The sequence below is a fragment of the Polaromonas sp. SP1 genome (assembly GCF_003711205.1).
Lineage (GTDB): Bacteria > Pseudomonadota > Gammaproteobacteria > Burkholderiales > Burkholderiaceae_C > Polaromonas.
The window spans coordinates 3,207,127-3,225,496 of the sequence record NZ_CP031013.1 but is presented as its reverse complement, the minus strand read 5'-3'; the positions used below and the strand labels follow the sequence as shown (position 1 = coordinate 3,225,496).

At 64.9% G+C, this 18,370-nt stretch carries 13 protein-coding genes and 1 pseudogene; 12 read left to right on the top strand and 2 right to left on the bottom strand.

Annotated elements, in window-relative coordinates:
• Positions 1–8 precede the first annotated feature (8 nt).
• The 7 genes from DT070_RS15335 to DT070_RS15300 all read left to right on the top strand — a co-directional run bounded on the left by DT070_RS15335 (position 9) and on the right by DT070_RS15300 (position 13,394).
• On the top strand, positions 9–488 hold the full coding sequence (locus DT070_RS15335; RefSeq protein WP_122956184.1) for a TRAP transporter small permease: 480 nt from the start codon (positions 9–11) through the stop codon (positions 486–488).
• Positions 485–1,777, top strand: coding sequence for a TRAP transporter large permease (locus DT070_RS15330; RefSeq protein WP_122956183.1), 1,293 nt, complete (start codon positions 485–487; stop codon positions 1,775–1,777). Before DT070_RS15335 ends, DT070_RS15330 begins: the two co-directional genes overlap by 4 nt.
• A gap of 100 nt (positions 1,778–1,877) precedes the next feature.
• The gene (locus DT070_RS15325; protein WP_122956182.1) at positions 1,878–2,801 is read left to right on the top strand and encodes a ribokinase; all 924 of its coding nucleotides are present in this window, start codon (positions 1,878–1,880) and stop codon (positions 2,799–2,801) included.
• Between the two features lie 342 nt (positions 2,802–3,143).
• Positions 3,144–4,730 (top strand): efflux RND transporter periplasmic adaptor subunit, encoded by a 1,587-nt coding sequence (locus DT070_RS15320; RefSeq protein ID WP_122956181.1) that lies wholly within the window; start codon positions 3,144–3,146, stop codon positions 4,728–4,730.
• A gap of 16 nt (positions 4,731–4,746) precedes the next feature.
• Positions 4,747–7,851: an efflux RND transporter permease subunit gene (locus tag DT070_RS15315; RefSeq protein WP_122956180.1), complete on the top strand. Its 3,105-nt coding sequence runs from the start codon at positions 4,747–4,749 to the stop codon at positions 7,849–7,851.
• 745 nt (positions 7,852–8,596) lie between these two features.
• Positions 8,597–11,944 (top strand): efflux RND transporter permease subunit, encoded by a 3,348-nt coding sequence (locus DT070_RS15305; protein WP_122956179.1) that lies wholly within the window; start codon positions 8,597–8,599, stop codon positions 11,942–11,944.
• A 16-nt stretch (positions 11,945–11,960) separates the two neighbouring features.
• Entirely contained in the window at positions 11,961–13,394 is a 1,434-nt protein-coding gene (locus DT070_RS15300; protein WP_122956178.1) for an efflux transporter outer membrane subunit, read from the top strand.
• 120 nt (positions 13,395–13,514) lie between these two features.
• Here the strand turns inward: DT070_RS15300 and DT070_RS15295 are convergent, their stop codons facing one another.
• Positions 13,515–13,688 carry a hypothetical protein gene (locus DT070_RS15295; protein ID WP_228778700.1) on the bottom strand — a complete coding sequence of 58 codons (174 nt, stop codon included), beginning with the start codon at positions 13,686–13,688 and terminating at the stop codon, positions 13,515–13,517.
• A gap of 41 nt (positions 13,689–13,729) precedes the next feature.
• Here DT070_RS15295 and DT070_RS21610 point away from each other — a divergent pair.
• From DT070_RS21610 to DT070_RS15270, 5 genes and pseudogenes are all read left to right on the top strand, one after another.
• Positions 13,730–13,888 (top strand): annotated as a pseudogene (locus DT070_RS21610) (dihydrodipicolinate synthase family protein); the annotation flags it as partial.
• A 23-nt stretch (positions 13,889–13,911) separates the two neighbouring features.
• A complete protein-coding gene (locus DT070_RS15285) occupies positions 13,912–15,375 on the top strand; it encodes an aldehyde dehydrogenase family protein (protein WP_122956177.1) in 1,464 nt (487 codons plus the stop codon).
• Positions 15,376–15,600: 225 nt separating this feature from the next.
• Positions 15,601–15,864 carry a hypothetical protein gene (locus DT070_RS15280; RefSeq protein ID WP_122956176.1) on the top strand — a complete coding sequence of 88 codons (264 nt, stop codon included), beginning with the start codon at positions 15,601–15,603 and terminating at the stop codon, positions 15,862–15,864.
• A 48-nt stretch (positions 15,865–15,912) separates the two neighbouring features.
• Positions 15,913–16,335, top strand: a complete 423-nt coding sequence (locus DT070_RS15275; RefSeq protein WP_122956175.1) for a hypothetical protein — start codon at positions 15,913–15,915, stop codon at positions 16,333–16,335.
• Complete coding sequence (locus DT070_RS15270) at positions 16,332–16,943, top strand: DUF6151 family protein (protein WP_122956174.1); 612 nt, start codon at positions 16,332–16,334, stop codon at positions 16,941–16,943. Before DT070_RS15275 ends, DT070_RS15270 begins: the two co-directional genes overlap by 4 nt.
• A 73-nt stretch (positions 16,944–17,016) precedes the next feature.
• On the opposite strand, the gene glmM is transcribed toward DT070_RS15270, so the two are convergent.
• The gene (glmM, locus tag DT070_RS15265) at positions 17,017–18,348 is read right to left on the bottom strand and encodes a phosphoglucosamine mutase (RefSeq protein ID WP_122956173.1); all 1,332 of its coding nucleotides are present in this window, start codon (positions 18,346–18,348) and stop codon (positions 17,017–17,019) included.
• Positions 18,349–18,370: the final 22 nt, after the last annotated feature.

Sequence of the window (18,370 nt, the reverse complement as noted above, 5' to 3'; positions counted from 1 at the left end):
CAACTCCCATGAAAAGCTGGCCTCAAAAAGCCGCCAACCTGATTGGCGGCGGACTCTTCCTGACCCTGTTCATCGTGTTCGTGATCCAGATCACGGCGCGGTTTCTCTTCGGCAAGCCCCTGGCCTGGACGGATGAAGCCGCCGTGATCCTCTACGTGTGGGTCATCCTGTGGGCGGCTGCCGTGGTGGTGCCCGAGCGTGAGCATGTGGTGTTTGACCTGGTGTGGAACAGCATGCCCTATCGCGGCCGGCAGGCCATGGCCATCATCGGCAACCTGCTGGTCGGCGGCCTGGCGGCCTGGGGCATTCCGGGCTGCTGGGACTACGTGCACTTCATGGCCCGCGAGGGAACACCCGTTCTGGGCGTGTCCTTCCAGTGGGTCTTCATGCCTTTTGTGCTGCTGCTCGCCGCTTTGGCGGTGCGCTCGGCCTGGGCGATCTGGAACGCGATCCGTGGCAAGGGTCTTGAAGCGGAGTTGCGGATATGACAAGCGGTCTCTGGATATTGGTGGGGGTGCTGGCGGGCGGCATGCTGCTGCGCATGCCCATCGGCTTTTCGATGATTGCTGCCGGCATCGGCTACCTGGCGGTCAAGGGGCAAGACATTGGCCTGGTGGCCGAACAGATCGGCAACGGCCTTTACAACAGCTACGTGCTGCTGGCGGTGCCGCTTTTTGTGTTTGCCGCCAACATCATGAATGCGGGCACGGTGAGCGAGCGTATTTTCGACTTCTGCCGCATCCTGGTGGGCCGCTTTCGCGGCGGGCTTGCGCAGGTGGACATTCTGGTCAGCGTGATTTTCTCGGGCATGAGCGGCAGCGCGATTGCCGACGCGGCCGGCCCAGGCCTCGTCACCATCCGCCAGATGCTGAAGAAGCCCGAATACACGCGCGGCTTTGCCGGCGCCGTGGTGGTGGCCAGCGCCACGCTGGGGCCCATCATTCCGCCGTCGATCCCGATGGTGATTTACGCGCTGGTGTCTGGCGCTTCGGTGGGCGCACTCTTTCTGGGCGGTGTGGTGCCGGGCTTTTTGATGGCCGGCCTGATGATGGGCGTGGTCGCGATCATCGCAAAAAAACGCAACATGCCGCGCGACGAACCCGTGCCGCGCTCGGAGTGGGCGGGGCTGATTTTTCGCGGTGCCTTGCCGCTGTCCATGCCCATCGTGCTGTTGGGCGGTATTTACTCGGGTGTCTTCACGCCGACCGAAGCCGCCGCCGTGGCGGCGCTGCATGCGCTGATCCTGGCCGCCGTGGTGTTTCGCGCGCTCACGTGGCGCAGCTTCTGGGGCGTGGTGATGGAGTCGACCCGCGGCAGCGCGGTGATCACCATGATCCTGGCCGGCTCTTTCATGCTCAATTACGCCTTCACTGCCGAGGGCGTGCCGCAAGCCATGGCCGCCTGGGTCGACGGCATGCACCTTTCGCAGATCGGCTTCCTGCTGATGGTGAATGTCATGTTCCTGGTGCTGGGCTGCTTCCTTGACGTGTCGGTGCTGCTGCTGGTGTTTGTGCCCATGCTGCTGCCCGCGGCCAAGCTGCTGGGCGTGGACCTGGTGCACTTCGGCGTGCTGGTGGTGCTCAACATGATGATCGGCCTGATCCACCCGCCTTTCGGCATGCTGCTCTTTGTGACCAAGGCGCTCACCGGTATTCCGATCGGCGAGATGATGAAAGAAGGCTGGCCTTTCCTGGCGATGCTGCTGCTCTTGCTGCTGGCGATGACTTTTTTCCCGCAAATCGTTCTTTGGTTGCCCCAGACCATGGGGTACAAGTAGCTCCCCCCGTGCGCCTACGGCCCGGCAAAGCCGGTTCCGTGGCGCCTGCTTGGTCACTCACGCCCTCAGCTCAGGCCGACGCTTTTCTCCATAGATTGATATGAATGACGAAGTGAATACCGATGTCGTTTGCGTTGCCAGCTGGAACGCCGACCTGATTTCGCAGGTGGCGCGGCCGATTGCGCGTGGCGAGACCCTGATGGCCAATAGCTTCAGCATCAGCCCCGGCGGCAAAGGCAGCAATGCCGCCGTGGCGGCCGCGCGCCAGGGAGCGCATGTGGCGCTGATCGCCCGCATCGGCGACGACGACTTTGGCCGGATGGGCATGACGCTGTGGCACAACGAGGGTATTGATACCCGCCATGTCGAGCAGGTGGCGGGCGAGCGCAGCGGCATCGCGCAAATCCTGGTTTATGAAGACGGCGACAACAGCATTGCCGTCTACCCCGGCGCGGGCACCGGCCTGGGCGTGCGCCATGCGCAGGACGCGGCGCAGCTGCTCGCGGGTTGTCGCGTCGTGATGGCATCGTGCGAAGTGCCGGCTGAAGCCACCCTGGAGGCTTTTCGCCTGGCGCGGGCAGGCGGCGCCGTCACCCTGCTGAACCCGGCGCCCGCGCACCCACTGGCGGACGAGCTGCTCGCGTTGGTAGACGTGCTCACGCCCAACGAAAGCGAACTCTATTTGCTGGCCGGCCCCGGGCATGACGGCTCACCTGCCGAGGCCGCCCGGCAATTGCTCGGGCGCGGCGCGCGCGCCGTGCTGGTCACACTGGGCGCAGCAGGCTGCCGGCTCTATCAACAGGGCCAGGCGCCGGTCACGCTGGCGGGCCGGACCATGCCCGTGCGCGACACCATAGGCGCGGGCGACACCTTCACCGGCGCGCTGGCCGCGGCACTGGCACGCGGTGAAACATTGGCCGCGGCCATGCAATGGGCCAACGCTGCGGCAGCGCTGTCGGTCACGAAGCACGGCGCGATCGACGGCATCCCGCGGCATGCCGAGGTCGCGGCGCTGCTGGGCTGAACAAGCCCGGCCTTAAGAAAAATCGGCCTCCAGCCCAATAACCACCTTGGCTATTAGCTATCAAAACGATAGCAATCCGCCTCGCAGGCTGACGGCAACGCCGGAATTGCCCGCCGGCCTGTAGTCCGGCCTCTCCTTTACAGGACGTTTACGAGCTTCTTTCCGGGCGTATATCTGCACCCGCAGTGTTGCAGTGATAATTATTCAGCGCTGACCGTACAAAGCCCCCAAAGCCTTGATCCGGCAGTGGCTGGAACCTGCCGGTTCCGACCATCAAACACAAAAAAATGCCGCGCCGGCCTGGGTAAAACCGGTTGAAGCGGCGGGCACCAAGGACAGCTGATGGACCCGAAAGCAGAAACGCCGCAAGACGGCGCCGTGACCCCTCCCCGCAAACGCCTGAGCCGCCGTGCGTCCATCATCGGCAGCGTGATTGCCGTGCTGGCGCTGGCCGGCACCGGCTGGCTGGCCTGGCACCTGACGCGGCCTCCCGCCGAGCCCGGCGCAGCCGCAGGCCCCGGCGGCGCCTTCCGGCGCGGCGCTCCGTCCACCACGGTGGGCGTGGCCACCGCCGAGAAAAGCAGCATCCCCATCGTCCTCGAAGCCCTGGGCACCGTCACGCCGCAGGCCACCGTCCGGGTGCGGCCGCAGGTCTCGGGCGTGCTGGAAAAAGTGCTCTTCAAGGAAGGCCAGATGGTCAAGGCCGGCGAACTGCTGGCCACCATCGACCCGCGCCAGTTTGAGATGGCCTTGATGCAGGCCAGCGGCCAGCGCCAGCGGGATGAAGCGCAACTTGAAAGCGCCCGCGTCACGCTGCAACGCTTCAAGACCCTGCTGGAGCAAGACTCGATTGCGCGCCAGGAGGTCGACACCCAGGCCGCACTGGTCAAGCAGCTCGAAGCCACGGTCGTGATCGACAAGGCCAATGAAGGCACGGCACGCCTGAACCTGGGCTACACCCGCGTGGTGGCCCCCATCAGCGGGCGTGTCGGCCTGCGCACGGTCGACGTCGGCAACGTGGTGAGCAGCGGCGACGCCAACGGCGTGGCCCTGATCACGCAGGTCAGCCCGATTGACGTGGTGTTCTCCGTCCCGCAAGACCGCGCCGGCGAGCTGCAGCAAAACGCCAGCGGCAGCACACCCATGAAGGTCGTCGCGCTGGACCGCACCCGCACCACCCCGCTGGACACCGGCGTGTTCGCCTCGCTCGACAACCAGGTCGACACCACCACCGGCACCGTGCGCGCCAAGGCGCGCTTTGCCAACAGCAAGCTCAACCTCTTCCCCAGCCAGTTCGTGAACGTGCAGTTGCAGGTCACAACGATTGAAGACGCCGTCGTCGTGCCCGTGACGGCGCTGCGCCTGGGCGGCAGTGGTGACTATGTGTATGTGCTCAACGCCGACCGCACCGTCTCGCTGCGGCCGGTAAAGCGCGGCCAGGCCACAGCTGAAAAAATCGTGATCGCCTCCGGGCTGAAAGCCGGCGAGCGCGTCATCACCGAAGGCGCCGACCGCCTCAAGGACGGTGCCAGCGTGGTGCTGCCCGGCGACGCCCCCGGCGCCGGAGCGGGGGCAGGCGGCAGGCGCCGCGGGGCCAGCGCACCGGGCAGCGGCGCGCCGGGAGCGCGCAACCGTGCGGCATCCGATGCAGCAGGCTCAGTACCAATTACGGCGCCGGTTGCAGTTCCATCGCCGGCGTCATCGGCGCCCGCAGCCGCAGCGCTGCAACCCAACGCCGCCCCGCCTTCGATTGCCGGCCCCACGGCCGAACAACGCCAGCGCATGCTGGACCAGGTCAAAGACGACCCGGCCGCGCTGGAACGCCGCAAACGCTTTCTGGAGCAGATCGACAAGGGCGACCCGGCCGCACTGGCCCGCTGGCAAGGCATGAAGGACAACCGCCGCCAGGGCGAACGGCCGGCGCAATGATCCGGGACTCCTGCGAATGAGCCCCTCACGTCCCTTTATCCTGCGCCCGGTAGCGACTTCGCTGCTGATGGTGGCCATCGTGCTGGCCGGCCTGGTGGGCTTCAAGTTCCTGCCGCTCTCGGCCCTGCCGCAAGTCGACTACCCGACCATCCAGGTGCAGACGCTCTACCCCGGCGCCAGCCCCGAGGTCATGGCGCAAACCGTGACAGCGCCGCTGGAGCGCCAGTTCGGCCAGATGGCCGGGCTCTCGCGCATGAGCTCCACCAGCGCGGCCGGTGTCTCCATCGTCACGCTGCAATTCGGCCTGGGCCTTGCGCTCGACGTGGCCGAGCAGCAGGTGCAGGCCGCCATCAACGCCGGCGGCTCGCTGTTGCCGGCCGACCTGCCCGCCCCGCCCGTCTATGCCAAGGTCAACCCGGCCGATGCACCGGTGCTGACGCTGGCCATCACCTCCGACACCATGCCGCTGACGGAGGTGCAAAACATCGTCAACACCCGGCTGGCGCTGAAGATCAGCCAGGTCAACGGCGTGGGCCTGGTGTCGCTCAGCGGCGGGCAGCGCCCTGCCGTGCGCATTCAGGCTGATACGCGTGCGCTGGCCTCTTACGGGCTGGGGCTGGATTCATTGCGCACCGCCATCTCTGCCGCCAACGCCAACGCCGCCAAGGGCAGCATTGACGGCCCCACGCGCTCCTACACCATCAACTCCAACGACCAGCTCGTGGCCGCGACCGACTACAAGAATCTCATCATCGCTTTCCGCAACGGCGCCGCCGTGCGGGTGTCGGATGTGGCGCAGGTGGTGGACGGCGCAGAAAACGTCAAGCTGGGCGCATGGTCCGGACTGAAACCGGCCATCATCCTCAACGTGCAGCGCCAACCGGGCGCCAACGTGATCGCCACGGTCGACGCCATCAAGGAGCGCCTGCCCGAGCTGCAGGCCGGCCTGCCCACCTCGATCAAGGTCGATGTGCTGAGCGACCGCACAACCGGCATACGCGCCTCTGTCATGCATGTAGAGATCGAGCTGCTTCTGGCCGTGCTGCTGGTGGTGCTGGTGATCTTTGCCTTCCTGCACAGCCTGCGCGCCACCGTGATCGCCAGCCTGGCCGTGCCGATTTCACTGATCGGCACCTGCGGCGCCATGTATCTGCTCGGCTACAGCCTGAACAACCTGAGCCTGATGGCGCTGACGATTGCCACCGGCTTTGTGGTCGACGACGCCATCGTCATGATCGAGAACATCTCGCGCTACATCGAGGAAGGCGAAGACCCGATGGCCGCGGCCCTCAAGGGCGCGACGCAGATCGGCTTCACCATCATTTCGCTGACGGTGTCGCTGATTGCGGTGTTGATCCCGCTGCTCTTTATGGGCGACGTGGTGGGCCGGCTCTTCCGCGAATTTGCCATCACGCTGGCCATCACGATTTTGATTTCGGCGGTTGTCTCGCTCACGCTGGTGCCGATGATGTCGGCCCGGTGGCTCAAGCACGTGCCTGAAACCACGGGCGACGGCCGGCTGGCCAAGGCCGGTGCCAGGATGCAGCGCTTCTTTGACGGCGTGATTGCGCGTTACGACATCTGGCTCACCTGGGTGCTCAAGCGCCAGGGCGCGACGCTGCTGGTGGCGCTGGGTACGCTGGTGCTCACCGTGCTGCTGTATGTGCTGATTCCCAAAGGCCTCTTCCCGACACAAGACACCGGCCAGTTGCAGGCACGCGTGGAAACGGCGCAGTCGGTGTCATACGCCCGCATGGCCGATCTGCAGCAGGCCGCGGCCAAGGCGATCCTGGAAGACCCCGACGTTGAAACGCTGAGCTCCTTCATCGGCGTCGATGCAGCCAACAACACCATGCTGCACACCGGCCGCATGCTGATCAACCTGAAAAAAGAGCGAACCACCAGCCAGCAGGAAACCATGGACCGCCTGCAGCGCCGCGCGGCCGCCGTGGCCGGCGTGACGCTCTACCTGCAGCCCACGCAGGATTTGACGATTGACGCCGAAACCGGCCCCACGCAGTTCCGCGTCTCGCTCGAGGGCTCCAACAACGCCACGGTGGTGGAATGGGCCACCAAACTCGCCAGGCGCATGCAGGAACTCAAAACCCTGCGCAATGTGGCGTCCGATGCAGGCTCCAGCGGCGCCGGGGCCTACATCACGGTCGACCGCGACACCGCCTCGCGCCTGGGCGTCACCACCTCGTCGATTGACGATGCGCTCTACAGCGCTTTCGGCCAGCGCATCGTCTCCACCATCTTCACCGAGACCAACCAGTACCGCGTGATTCTGGAAGCCATGCCCGACCAGCTGCGCACGCCCGCCTCGCTCGGCAGCCTGCAGCTCAAGACCAGCTCGGGCACGCCCACACCGCTGTCGGCGATCGCCACCATCGCCGAGCAGCCCGCGCCCCTGCAGATCACCCGCGTGGCCCAGTACCCTGCTACCACCCTGGGCTTTGACACCGCGCCCGGCGTCTCTCTCGGCAAGGCGGTCGACGAGATCAAACAGGCTGCCAAAGACATCGCCATGCCGGCCAGCGTGACCATGACCTTCCTCGGCGCGGCCGGGGCTTACCAGGCATCGCTCTCCAACCAGTTGTGGCTGATCCTGGCGGCGGTGATCTGCGTCTACATCGTGCTGGGCGTGCTGTATGAAAGTTATATCCACCCGCTGACGATTCTTTCGACCCTGCCCTCGGCGGGCGTTGGCGCACTGTTGGCGCTGATGATCAGCGGCTCCGACCTCGGGGTGATCGGCATCATCGGCATCATTTTGCTGATCGGCATTGTGAAGAAGAACGCCATCATGATGATCGACTTTGCGATCGACGCCGAACGCAACCAGGGCAAGTCGCCGCAAGACGCCATCCACCAGGCAGCGCTGCTGCGCTTCCGGCCGATCCTGATGACCACGCTGGCGGCGCTGTTTGCAGCTGTGCCCCTGATGCTGGGTTGGGGTGAAGGCGCGGAGTTGCGCAGGCCGCTGGGGTTGTCGATTTTTGGCGGGCTGATTGTGAGCCAGGTGCTCACGCTGTTTACGACGCCGGTGATCTATTTGGCGTTTGATCGGTTGGGGGAGAGGTTTCGGGGTAAGAGGAAAGTTGAGGAGGTTTCTTTGTGAGGCCGGCTTCTCTTTCTTTCTTCTCTGGTGTGCTTGGTTCCGGGGCCGGGTTTGCCGGCGGCAACTCACTTTCTTTTGCTTCGCCAAAAGAAAGTAAGCAAAGAAAAGGCGACCCTACTGGCTGCGTCCCTCCGCTTCGCTGCGGGCAACCTGCGGTGCTCGGTCCAGACGGGGTCTCGCTCGAACTCGCTACGTTGCACTTCGCTCAGACAATCGCGATCCCTGATCCGTCTGGCCCTGCGCTCCTCGGCGCAGCCAGAAGGGGTGGGGAGAGGAATACCCATACCGAACAGCCAAAAACCCAGAACTCCAAATCCCAACAGCCGAAGGCAGAACCCCGAATACAGGAAGAAACAAGGACTCGCTACGGCGAGTCCTTGTTGGTATTTGTCCGCGTTCCCGCTCCCGATTACCCCTTGTGGATGCGCCGAGGAGCGCAGGACCAGACGGATCAGGGCAAAAACTTGTTTGAGCGAAGCGAGTTGTTTTTGACCCCGGCTGGGCCGAGCACCGCAGGTTGCCCCGTAGCGAAGCGTAGGGGACGCAGGAGCCAGGGTCGCCTTTCTTTTGCTTACTTTTCTTTGGCGAAGCAAAGAAAAGTGAGTTGCCGCCGGGCAACCCCCGGCCAGCCATCCTCAACAAAAAACGCATCGACAGAACAACCAGAGGCTTCGACAAGCTCAGCCCGAACGGCAGGGTCAAGGCTTCGATACCTCAGCCCGAGCGGATTCGGAGGAGCAAGGCCATGAACCTGTCAGAGCCGTTCGTCCGCCGCCCAGTAGCCACCGTCCTGCTGACCATCGGCCTGGCCCTGGCGGGCATAGGTGCCTTCTTCGTCCTGCCGGTTTCCCCATTACCGCAAGTCGACTTCCCGGTCATCTCCGTCAGCGCCTCGCTGCCAGGCGCCAGCCCTTCCACCATGGCCAGCAGCGTGGCCACGCCGCTGGAGCGGCGCCTCGGCGTGATCGCGGGCGTCAACGAGATGACGTCCAACAGCAGCAACGGCTCGACCCGCGTGAGCCTGCAGTTTGACCTCAATCGCAAGATCGACGCGGCCGCGCGGGAAGTGCAGGCCGCCATCAATGCTTCACGTGCCGACCTGCCGGCCACCTTGCGCAGCAACCCGACTTACCGCAAGGCCAACCCGGCTTCGGCACCCGTCATCATCCTGGCGCTCACGTCCAAGACGCGTTCGCCGGGACAAATTTATGACGAGGTGTCCAACCTTGTGCAGCAAAAAATCGCCCAGGTGCCGGGCGTGGGCGATGTGGAGCTCGGCGGCGGCTCGCTGCCTGCCGTGCGGGTTGAGTTATTGCCCTTTGCGCTGAACCGCTACGGCGTCAGCATGGAAGACGTGCGGGCCGCATTGCAGGCGTCCAACGCCAACCGGCCCAAGGGTGCGATTGAAGGCAACGGACAGCGCTTCCAGATCTACTCGGGCTCCAACACCACTACCGGCGGGCTGAAGGCCGTCGACTACCGCAACCTGGTGGTGGCCTGGCGCAACAATGCGGCCATACGCCTGTCGGACGTGGCCGAAGTGGTCGACGGTGTGGAGAACATCAACACGCTGGGCCTTTTTAACGGTGAGCCCGCCGTGATCGTGCTGGTCACGCGCCAGCCCGACGCCAACGTGATCGCCACCGTGGACGGCGTGCGCAACCTGCTGCCCGAGCTGCAGGCGGCGCTGCCGCAAGACGTGAACCTGCAGGTCGCGTCGGACAGCACCAACTCCATTCGCGCGTCCCTGCATGAGATTGAAGTCACGCTGCTGATTTCCATCGTGCTGGTGGTGCTGGTGGTCAGCGCCTTTTTGCGCAGCGCGCGCGCCACCATCATCCCGGCGGTGGCCACCGTGGTGTCGCTGCTGGGCACCTTCGGCGTGATGTATTTGCTGGGCTTTTCGCTCAACAACCTGAGCCTGATGGCGCTGACGGTGGCCACCGGTTTTGTGGTGGACGACGCCATCGTCGTGCTGGAAAACACCAGCCGCCACATCGAGGCCGGCATGGACCGCTTCAAGGCGGCGCTGCTGGGTGCGCGCGAAGTCGGTTTTACCGTGCTGTCCATCAGCCTGTCGCTGGTGGCGGTGTTCATCCCGCTGCTCTTCATGGGCGGGCAGATCGGTCGGCTGTTCCGCGAGTTTGCCGTCACGCTGTCGGCAGCGGTGCTGATTTCGCTGGTGATTTCGCTGACCACTACGCCCATGATGTGCGCCTGGCTGCTCAAGCCCGATGCTCACCAGAAAAAAACGGGCCGCTTCTCGGGCGTGGCGCGATGGTTTGAAAGCGCCTTCAACCGCGTACACCGCAGCTATGAAACCAGCCTGGACTGGGCGCTGCACAGCAAGCTGCTGGTGATGCTGATCCTGGCGGCGGTGGTGGGCCTGAATGTCTACCTCTACGTCAAGGCGCCCAAAGGCTTCTTCCCGCAGCAGGACACCGGCCAGATCAATGGCGGGCTGCGGGCCGACCGCAGCATTTCCTTCCAGGCGCTGCAGGCCAAACTCAAGCAGCTGGTCGACATCATCCGCGCCGACCCGGCGGTCGACACCGTGGTGGGCTTTACCGGCGGCTCGCGCGCAGGCGGCGGCTTCATGTTCATCAACCTCAAACCGGTGGGCCAGCGCGACGTCTCAGGCCAGGCGGTGATCACGCGGCTGCGGCCGCAGCTGGCGCAAGTGACGGGGGTGAGCCTCTTCCTCAACACCGTGCAAGACCTGCGCGGGGGCGGACGCCAGAGCAACTCGACTTACCAGTACACCCTGAAAAGCGACAATGCCGCCGACCTGCGAGTGTGGGCCACACGTCTGACCGAGCAGATGAAGCTGCAGGGCGACCTGATCGATGTGGACACCGACCAGCAGGAAAACGGCGTGGAGACCATGGTCACCGTCGACAAGGAAAGCGCGGCGCGCATGGGCATCAGCTCGCGCGACGTCGACAACGCGCTCTACAACGGCTTCGGCCAGCGGCAGGTGGCCACCATCTATGCTGAATTGAATCAGTATCATGTGATCATGGAGGTGGCGCCGCGCTACACGCGCAGCCCCGAGGCGCTCAAAGACATCTATGTGCCGGCCAGGAATGCGGGCGGGGGCGGCACGGCCGCCGCCACCAGCACGACAACCACCGCTGCAACAAGCACCGGTACGGGCGCCACATCGATCGCCAGCACCACCACGCAGACAGCAACGTCGAGTTCATCGAGCTCATCTACAAGCTCCAGCTCCGCCAATCCCTCGCTGCGCGACGGCTCCACGGGCCAGGTCCTGAGCACCACGGCCACCACGATGGTGCCGCTGTCGGCCATCGCCAGCTTCAGCGAGAACCCGACGGCCGCCTCGGTCAGCCACGAGGACGGCGAGCTGTCCACCACGATCTCGTACAACCTCGCCGAGGGCGCGACCCTCAGCGACGGCGAGGCGGCGGTTCACCAGGCCGAGGCCGATATCCGCCTGCCCAACAACGTGCGCGGCAGTTTTGCAGGCACGGCGCGCAGCGCGCAAGACTCGCAAAAGCAGCAGCCGCTGCTGATCCTGGCGGCACTGGTGGTGATCTACATCGTGCTGGGCATCCTCTATGAAAGCCTGGTGCACCCGATCACGGTGCTCTCTACCCTGCCCTCGGCCGGTGTGGGCGCGGTGCTGGCCCTGCTGATGTTCAAGCTGGACTTTTCCATCATCGCGCTGATCGGGGTGTTCCTGCTGATCGGCATCGTCAAAAAGAACGCCATCCTGATCATCGACTTCGCACTGGAGGCTGAGCGCTCACGTGGGCTGTCCGCGCTGGAAGCCGTGCGCGAAGCCTGCCTGCTGCGCTTTCGCCCCATCCTCATGACCACGCTGGCGGCTATCCTGGGTGCGCTGCCGCTGGCCATCGGTTTCGGCGAAGGGGCAGAACTGCGCCGCCCCCTGGGCATCGCCATCATCGGCGGGCTGATCGCCAGCCAGGTGCTGACGCTGCTGACCACGCCGGTGGTCTATGTGCTGATGGACAAGCTGCGCCGCCGCAGCCCATCCGAGCGCCAGCTTGGCCGCCATCCTGACGAGCCCGGCATGACGCCGCCCGGCGCCCCGCTGCAACTGCAGTGATTGACGAATGACTGCCATGAACTACACCTTCACATACCCGACGCCGCGATTCACGCTCCATCTGCTCAGCGCCGCGCTGGTGCTTGCGCTCGGCGGCTGCGCCGTCGGCCCCGACTACAAAACCCCCGCCACCGCCGACGTCAGCACCTTCAAGGAAGCCGAAGGCTGGGTGCCCGCAGCGCCCGCTGATGCGCTGGAGCGCGGCCCGTGGTGGAGCCTCTTTAATGACCCCGTGCTGGACCAGCTGCAGTCGCGCGTGGACGTGTCCAACCAGAACGTCGCGCTGGCGGTGGCCGCTTATGCCCAGGCGCGCGCGCTGGTGCGTGAGCAGCGTGCCTCGCTGTTCCCCTCGGTCACGCTGGACGGCGGCGCCTCGCGTTCGCGCGCCAGCGGCAACGTGGCCACCGGCACCACCGGCCGCGTCGGCAACAACTACCAGCTCAGCATAGGCGGCAGCTGGGAGCCCGATGTGTGGGGCCGCCTGGGCCGCGCTGTCGACAGCGCCACGGCGGGCGAGCAGGCCAGCGCCGCCGACCTGGCCTCGGCCAAGCTGTCGGCGCAGGGCGAACTGGCCGCCAATTACTTTTCGCTGCGCCAGACCGACGCACAAAAAGCGCTGCTTGAAACGACGCTGGCCGGCTACCAGCGCGCACTCGAGATCACGCAAAACCGCTACACCGCCGGCATCGCCGCCAAGACCGATGTGCTGCAGGCGCAAACCCAGCTGGCCAACGCCCAGGCCGACAACGCCGGGCTGCAGCGCCAGCGTGCGCAGCTGGAGCACGCGATTGCCGTGCTGGTGGGCGAAGCGCCGGGCAACTTCTCGCTGCCGCCGGCCGAATGGAAACCGGTGGTGCCCGAGGTGCCGGTGGGCGTGCCGTCTGAACTGCTGCAGCGCCGCCCCGACATCGCCGCAGCCGAGCGGCGCGTGGCCTCGGCCAACGAGCAGATCGGCATTGCCAAAAGCGCCTACTACCCCAGCCTGTCGCTCAGCGCCTCGGCCGGCACGGGCGCCAGCCGTGTGGCCGATCTTTTCAAGGCGTCCAGCAGCGTCTGGTCGCTGGGCCTGTCTGCAGCGCAACTGATTTTTGACTTTGGTGCGACCGGCGCCCGCGTGGACGGTGCGACCGCCCAGCACGAGCAAGCCGTGGCGCGCTACCGGCAAACGGTGCTGGTCGCCTTCCAGGACGTGGAAGACCAGCTCTCCGCCACCCGCGTGCTCCTCACGCAGCAGGAGCTGCGCCGCCAGGCGTCCGCTGCGGCCGACCAGGTCGAGCAGCAGGTGCTGAACCGCTACCGCAGCGGCCAGGTGGGCTACACCGAGGTCATCACGGCCCAGGCCACCGCCCTGAGCGCCCGCCGCGCGCTGGTGCAGGCCATGGCCGACCGCCAGACCACGGCGGTGGCGCTGATCCAGTCACTGGGTGGCGGCTGGCAAGCGGCCAAGTAAGCGCCGGGGGCCGCGCGCCCGGTCCTCATCTTTTTAGGGAAAAAAGGCCTCTAGCCCAATCCCTGTCTTGGCCTTTAGCTATTAAAAATATAGCAAATGGCATCAGTCCGGTATGAACCTTCAGCGCCCGTGCAGCGCCGCCAGGAAAAGCCCCGCCGCCTCGCTGAGCGGCCTGTCCTTGCGGGTGATGCTGCCGAAGGCCTCCATCTTGTGCTGGATGTGGCCGGGCAGGATGGCCAGCAAGCCGTGTCTGGCATAGGTGCCGGCAATCGACAGCGGCATCACGCCCACCATGTCGGTCTCGGCGATCAGGTTGGTGGTGGTGAGAACCGCCAGGGGGAATCCTCACGGCCAAGTCGCTGATGAAGGAAGGTGGCATCATTGCGTCTGAGGCGCCGCGCCACCCCTTCCCCGCCATGCACCCTGCGGTGCGCGCCGGCCTCCTTGAAACCGCCCGCCGACTGGATCCGATGGTCTTGCGCCGGGCCCGCTAAACCAAACCTATCTTCAGGACACCATGACTTCCTCGACCGACACATTGCACCGCAACCTGATCAACGGCGAATGGGTGGAGGGCACGGGCGCTACCGACAACCTGAACCCGTCCAATCTGTCTGACGTGATCGGCCAGTACACGCAGGCCGATGCGGCCGGCCTGGATGCGGCGGTCAAGGCGGCGCAGGCGGCCTTCCCGGCGTGGTTTACCTCGGGCATTCAGGCGCGTTCGGATGCGCTCGACAAAATCGGCACCGAAATCCTCGCGCGCCGCGAAGAGCTGGGCACCCTGCTGTCACGTGAAGAAGGCAAGACCAAACCCGAAGGCATTGGCGAGGCCACCCGCGCCGGCCATATCTTCAAGTTCTTCGCCGGTGAATGCCTGCGCCTGTCGGGTGAAACGATGCCCTCGGTGCGCCCCGGTATCGGCGTGGAGATCACACGCGAGCCTGTGGGCGTGGTCGGCCTGATCACACCATGGAATTTCCCCATCGCCATCCCGGCCTGGAAGATCGCACCGGCGCTGGCATTCGGCAACTGCGTGGTGTTGAAACCCGCCGACCTGGTGCCGGGCAGTGCCTGGGCGCTGGCTGAAATCATCTCGCGCTCCGGCATCCCGGCCGGCGTGTTCAACCTGGTCATGGGCCCGGGCCGCGTGATCGGCGATGCGCTGGTCAACCACCCCGGCGTGAACGCTATCAGCTTTACCGGTTCGGTCGGCGTAGGCGGCCGCATTGCCGAGGCTTGCGCCAAGAACCTGAAGAAGGTTCAGCTCGAGATGGGCGGCAAGAACCCACAGATCATCCTGGACGATGCCGACCTGACGCAGGCCGTTGAGCTGAGCGCGCAGAGCGCCTTCTACTCGACCGGCCAGCGCTGCACGGCGTCCAGCCGCCTCATCGTGACCGACGGCATCTACCCGGCTTTTATCGAGGCACTGCAGGCGCGCATGGCACGCATCAAGGTGGGCGACGCCCTCACCGCCGGCACCGACGTGGGCCCGGTGTCGTCACAGGCGCAGCTGGAGCAGGACTTGAGCTACATCGAAATCGGCAAGGCCGAAGGCGCAAAGCTGGCTTTTGGCGGCGCACGCATCCCATGCCATACCGGCAGCGGCGCGGAAGGCTACTTCATGCAGCCGGCGCTCTTCACCGAAAGCGCAGCCGGCATGCGCATCAACCGCGAAGAAATCTTCGGCCCGGTCGCCAGCATCATCCGCGTGAAGAATTACGACGAAGCCCTGGCCACCGCCAACGACACGCCCTTTGGCCTGTCAGCCGGCATCGCCACCAGCAGCCTCAAATACGCGACCCACTTCAAGCGCCACAGCCAGGCCGGCATGGTGATGGTGAATTTGCCGACAGCGGGCGTCGACTACCACGTGCCCTTTGGCGGCCGCAAGGGCTCCAGCTACGGCCCGCGTGAACAAGGCAGGTACGCACAGGAGTTTTTCACCACGGTGAAGACGGCGTATACGCTGGCCTGAGGTTAGTGAGGCGGCGGTGCCCGGTGCGGCATCGTCTCTCAAGCGGACGTGTCGCAACGGCGTTGCGGCCAGCCGGTGCAGAGCGCTGAAATATATGACGCGAGGTGAAAGCTTCATAGAATCGGTCAGATCATCCTTCAGCCGATCAACCCACATCGACACGCCCATGAAAGAATCCCAGTTTGGTTTCCATTACTCGTGGGCGGACCTTCAGCCGTCCGTGCATTGGCAGTGATCGTGTTTGGCGCGCAGATTGCCGGTGGGCTTGCCGGCCTGGTGTTTCCGCAATTCCCCCGCTGGTTTGAAAGTTTGTGGTTTGGCGCGGCTATTGCGACCTTCCCTGCCTTCCTCATCGGGCTGGCAGTTCAAGCCAGACTTCGTCCCTTAAGCCTCGCCGAAAATCGCGTCATGGTCCGCCGCCTGGGCCTGATCGCGCTGTTCTTGTCCGCCTTCGCGTTGGCCATGCCGCTTCTCGGATTCGGAAAATAGACGCGCGGTCTTTCGCGTCATCCCTCTTGACCATTCAAAGCGCCACCCATGCTCCAACTCAACCACATCCCCAGGATACTTCTCGCACTGACCGCGGCCTACTTTCTCACCAGCCTCGGCCACTTCAGCCACAACGCGGAGTTCATTTGCGAATACCCGAACCTGCCGGCCTGGCTGACCCGTGCACAGGTCTATGCGGTGTGGGCGGCCATCACGTCAGTCGGCGTGGTGGGACTGCTGCTGATGCGCAAGAAATACATGGCCACGGGCCTGCTGTTGATGGCCGTGTATGCGGCGATGGGCTTTGACGGCCTGGGCCACTATGCACTGGCGCCCATTGAGTTCCACCCCTGGATCGCCAACGCCACGATTCTTTCCGAGGTCGCGGCTGCGGCGCTTCTGTTGCCGGTGGTGTTGTGGATGTTGGCGTCGCATGTGCTCCACCTCGAGTCAGGAACGCAACAGCCATGAACCACCCATTGCAATGCCAATGCGGCACTCTCCGCGGCTACGTCAACCATCCTGAATCCGTCTGCCGCGGCATCTGCTACTGCAAGGACTGCCAGGTCTATGCGCATTTCCTGGGAAAACCCGGCGAGATTCTGGACGACATGGGCGGCTCGGATGTGATCGCCACCCTGCCCCAGCATGTCACCTTCAGCCACGGTATTGAATCACTGACCTGCATGTCACTCAGCAACAGGGGCATGCTGCGCTGGTACGCGAGCTGCTGCAACACGCCCATCGGCAATACGGCGCGGGACTTCAAGGTCTCGCATGTCGGGCTGTTGCACAACTGCCTGCAAGATCCTTCGACGAGCCTGGACAAGGCTTTCGGGCCCGTGCGCATGAAGGTCGGGATGAAGAGCGCCAAGGGCACGCCCCAAGGCATGGCGGTCAGCACCACCGTGGCGATTTTCGGGTTCATGGCGAAGTTGATACGCACCCGGCTCAATGGGAGCTACAAGATCACGCCCTTCTTCAATCCGGATGACGGGACGCCGCGTGTGCATCCCAAAGTGCTCACGCCGGATGAGCGGGCCCGCTTGATGCAGGCCGCCGCCACCTGGACAGGTTGACGGAGTGCTATCGATTTAGTAGCTGCTTGCCCACGTGGTTATTGGGCTGCAGCCACTTTTTCCTTAAGAAACTTCAGGAGCGCACCGTGTCGGCCACGCGCTCGGCGCAACTCTTGGCCTGGCCCGCGTCACGCGCCTCGACCATCACACGCAGCAGCGGCTCGGTGCCGCTGGCACGGATCAGGATACGGCCGGTGTCACCAAGCTCGGCTTCCACCGTTTTTGTCATGGCGGCGAGTTGCTTGCTGCTTTGCCAATCCTGGCCGGGCTTCAGGCGCACATTGATCAGGGTCTGGGGGAAGAGCACCACCTCGCTGAGCAATTGCGCAATCGTCTTGCCGCTGCGCACGCAGGCCTGCAGCACCTGCAGGGCGCTGATGAGGCCGTCGCCGGTGGTGTGCTTGTCGAGCGCCAGCAAATGGCCCGAGCCCTCGCCGCCCAGCAGCCAGCCGCGCTTGTCGAGCTCTTCGAGCACATAGCGGTCGCCCACCTTGGCGCGCACGAACTCCACGCCTTTTTTCTTGAGTGCGACTTCCACCGCCATGTTGGTCATCAGCGTGCCGACGGTGCCGGGGACTTTCTCGCCGCGCGCCAGTCGTTCGCTGACCATCAGGAAGAGCACCTCGTCGCCGTTGAAGAGGCGGCCGTCGGCGTCCACCATCTGCAGGCGGTCGGCGTCACCATCGAGCGCGATGCCGTAGTGGGCCTTGTTGGCCTTCACCGACTTGATGAGCGCCTCGGGGTGCGTCGCGCCGACGTCGCGGTTGATGTTGAGGCCGTCAGGCGCGCAACCGATGGCGATGACTTCAGCGCCCAGTTCATGGAACACCATGGGAGCAATGTGGTACGCCGCGCCGTGGGCGCCGTCGACGACGATCTTCAGGCCCTTGAGCGTGAGGTCGTTGGCAAACGTGCTTTTGCAAAATTCGGTGTAGCGGCCTGCGGCGTCGTCGAGGCGGCGGGCCTTGCCCAGGGTGGCGGAGTCGACCCATACGGGCGGCTCTTCGACGGCTGCCTCGACGGCCAGCTCCCAGGCGTCGTCGAGCTTGGTGCCCTGGGCGCTGAAAAACTTGATGCCGTTGTCGGGGTAGGCGTTGTGGCTGGCACTGATGACCACACCCAGGCTGGCGCGCAAGGTCCGCGTGAGGTAGGCCACGCCGGGTGTAGGCAGGGGGCCGAGCAGCACCACATCCACCCCGGCGGAGTTAAAGCCCGACTCCAGCGCACTTTCAAGCATGTAGCCCGAGATGCGGGTGTCCTTGCCGATCAGCACCGTAGGGCGGGATTCTGTGCGGCGCAGCACGCGGCCCACGGCGTGCGCCAGGCGCAGCACGAAGTCGGGCGTGATGGGCGCCTGGCCCACCGTGCCGCGAATGCCGTCGGTGCCGAAGTATTTTCTGGTCATGGGTTTTTGTCCCTGTAAAGCT

What these genes read in the sequence shown, in the direction of transcription:
- DT070_RS15275 (WP_122956175.1), top strand. Translation starts at nt 15,913, where the DNA reads ATGCTCCAACTCAACCACATCCCCAGGATACTTCTCGCACTGACCGCG.
- DT070_RS15320 (WP_122956181.1), top strand. Translation starts at nt 3,144, where the DNA reads ATGGACCCGAAAGCAGAAACGCCGCAAGACGGCGCCGTGACCCCTCCC.
- DT070_RS15295 (WP_228778700.1), bottom strand. Translation starts at nt 13,688, where the DNA reads ATGGTGGGCGTGATGCCGCTGTCGATTGCCGGCACCTATGCCAGACAC.
- DT070_RS15285 (WP_122956177.1), top strand. Translation starts at nt 13,912, where the DNA reads ATGACTTCCTCGACCGACACATTGCACCGCAACCTGATCAACGGCGAA.
- DT070_RS15300 (WP_122956178.1), top strand. Translation starts at nt 11,961, where the DNA reads ATGAACTACACCTTCACATACCCGACGCCGCGATTCACGCTCCATCTG.
- DT070_RS15330 (WP_122956183.1), top strand. Translation starts at nt 485, where the DNA reads ATGACAAGCGGTCTCTGGATATTGGTGGGGGTGCTGGCGGGCGGCATG.
- DT070_RS15305 (WP_122956179.1), top strand. Translation starts at nt 8,597, where the DNA reads ATGAACCTGTCAGAGCCGTTCGTCCGCCGCCCAGTAGCCACCGTCCTG.
- DT070_RS15315 (WP_122956180.1), top strand. Translation starts at nt 4,747, where the DNA reads ATGAGCCCCTCACGTCCCTTTATCCTGCGCCCGGTAGCGACTTCGCTG.
- DT070_RS15270 (WP_122956174.1), top strand. Translation starts at nt 16,332, where the DNA reads ATGAACCACCCATTGCAATGCCAATGCGGCACTCTCCGCGGCTACGTC.
- DT070_RS15335 (WP_122956184.1), top strand. Translation starts at nt 9, where the DNA reads ATGAAAAGCTGGCCTCAAAAAGCCGCCAACCTGATTGGCGGCGGACTC.
- glmM (WP_122956173.1), bottom strand. Translation starts at nt 18,348, where the DNA reads ATGACCAGAAAATACTTCGGCACCGACGGCATTCGCGGCACGGTGGGC.
- DT070_RS15325 (WP_122956182.1), top strand. Translation starts at nt 1,878, where the DNA reads ATGAATGACGAAGTGAATACCGATGTCGTTTGCGTTGCCAGCTGGAAC.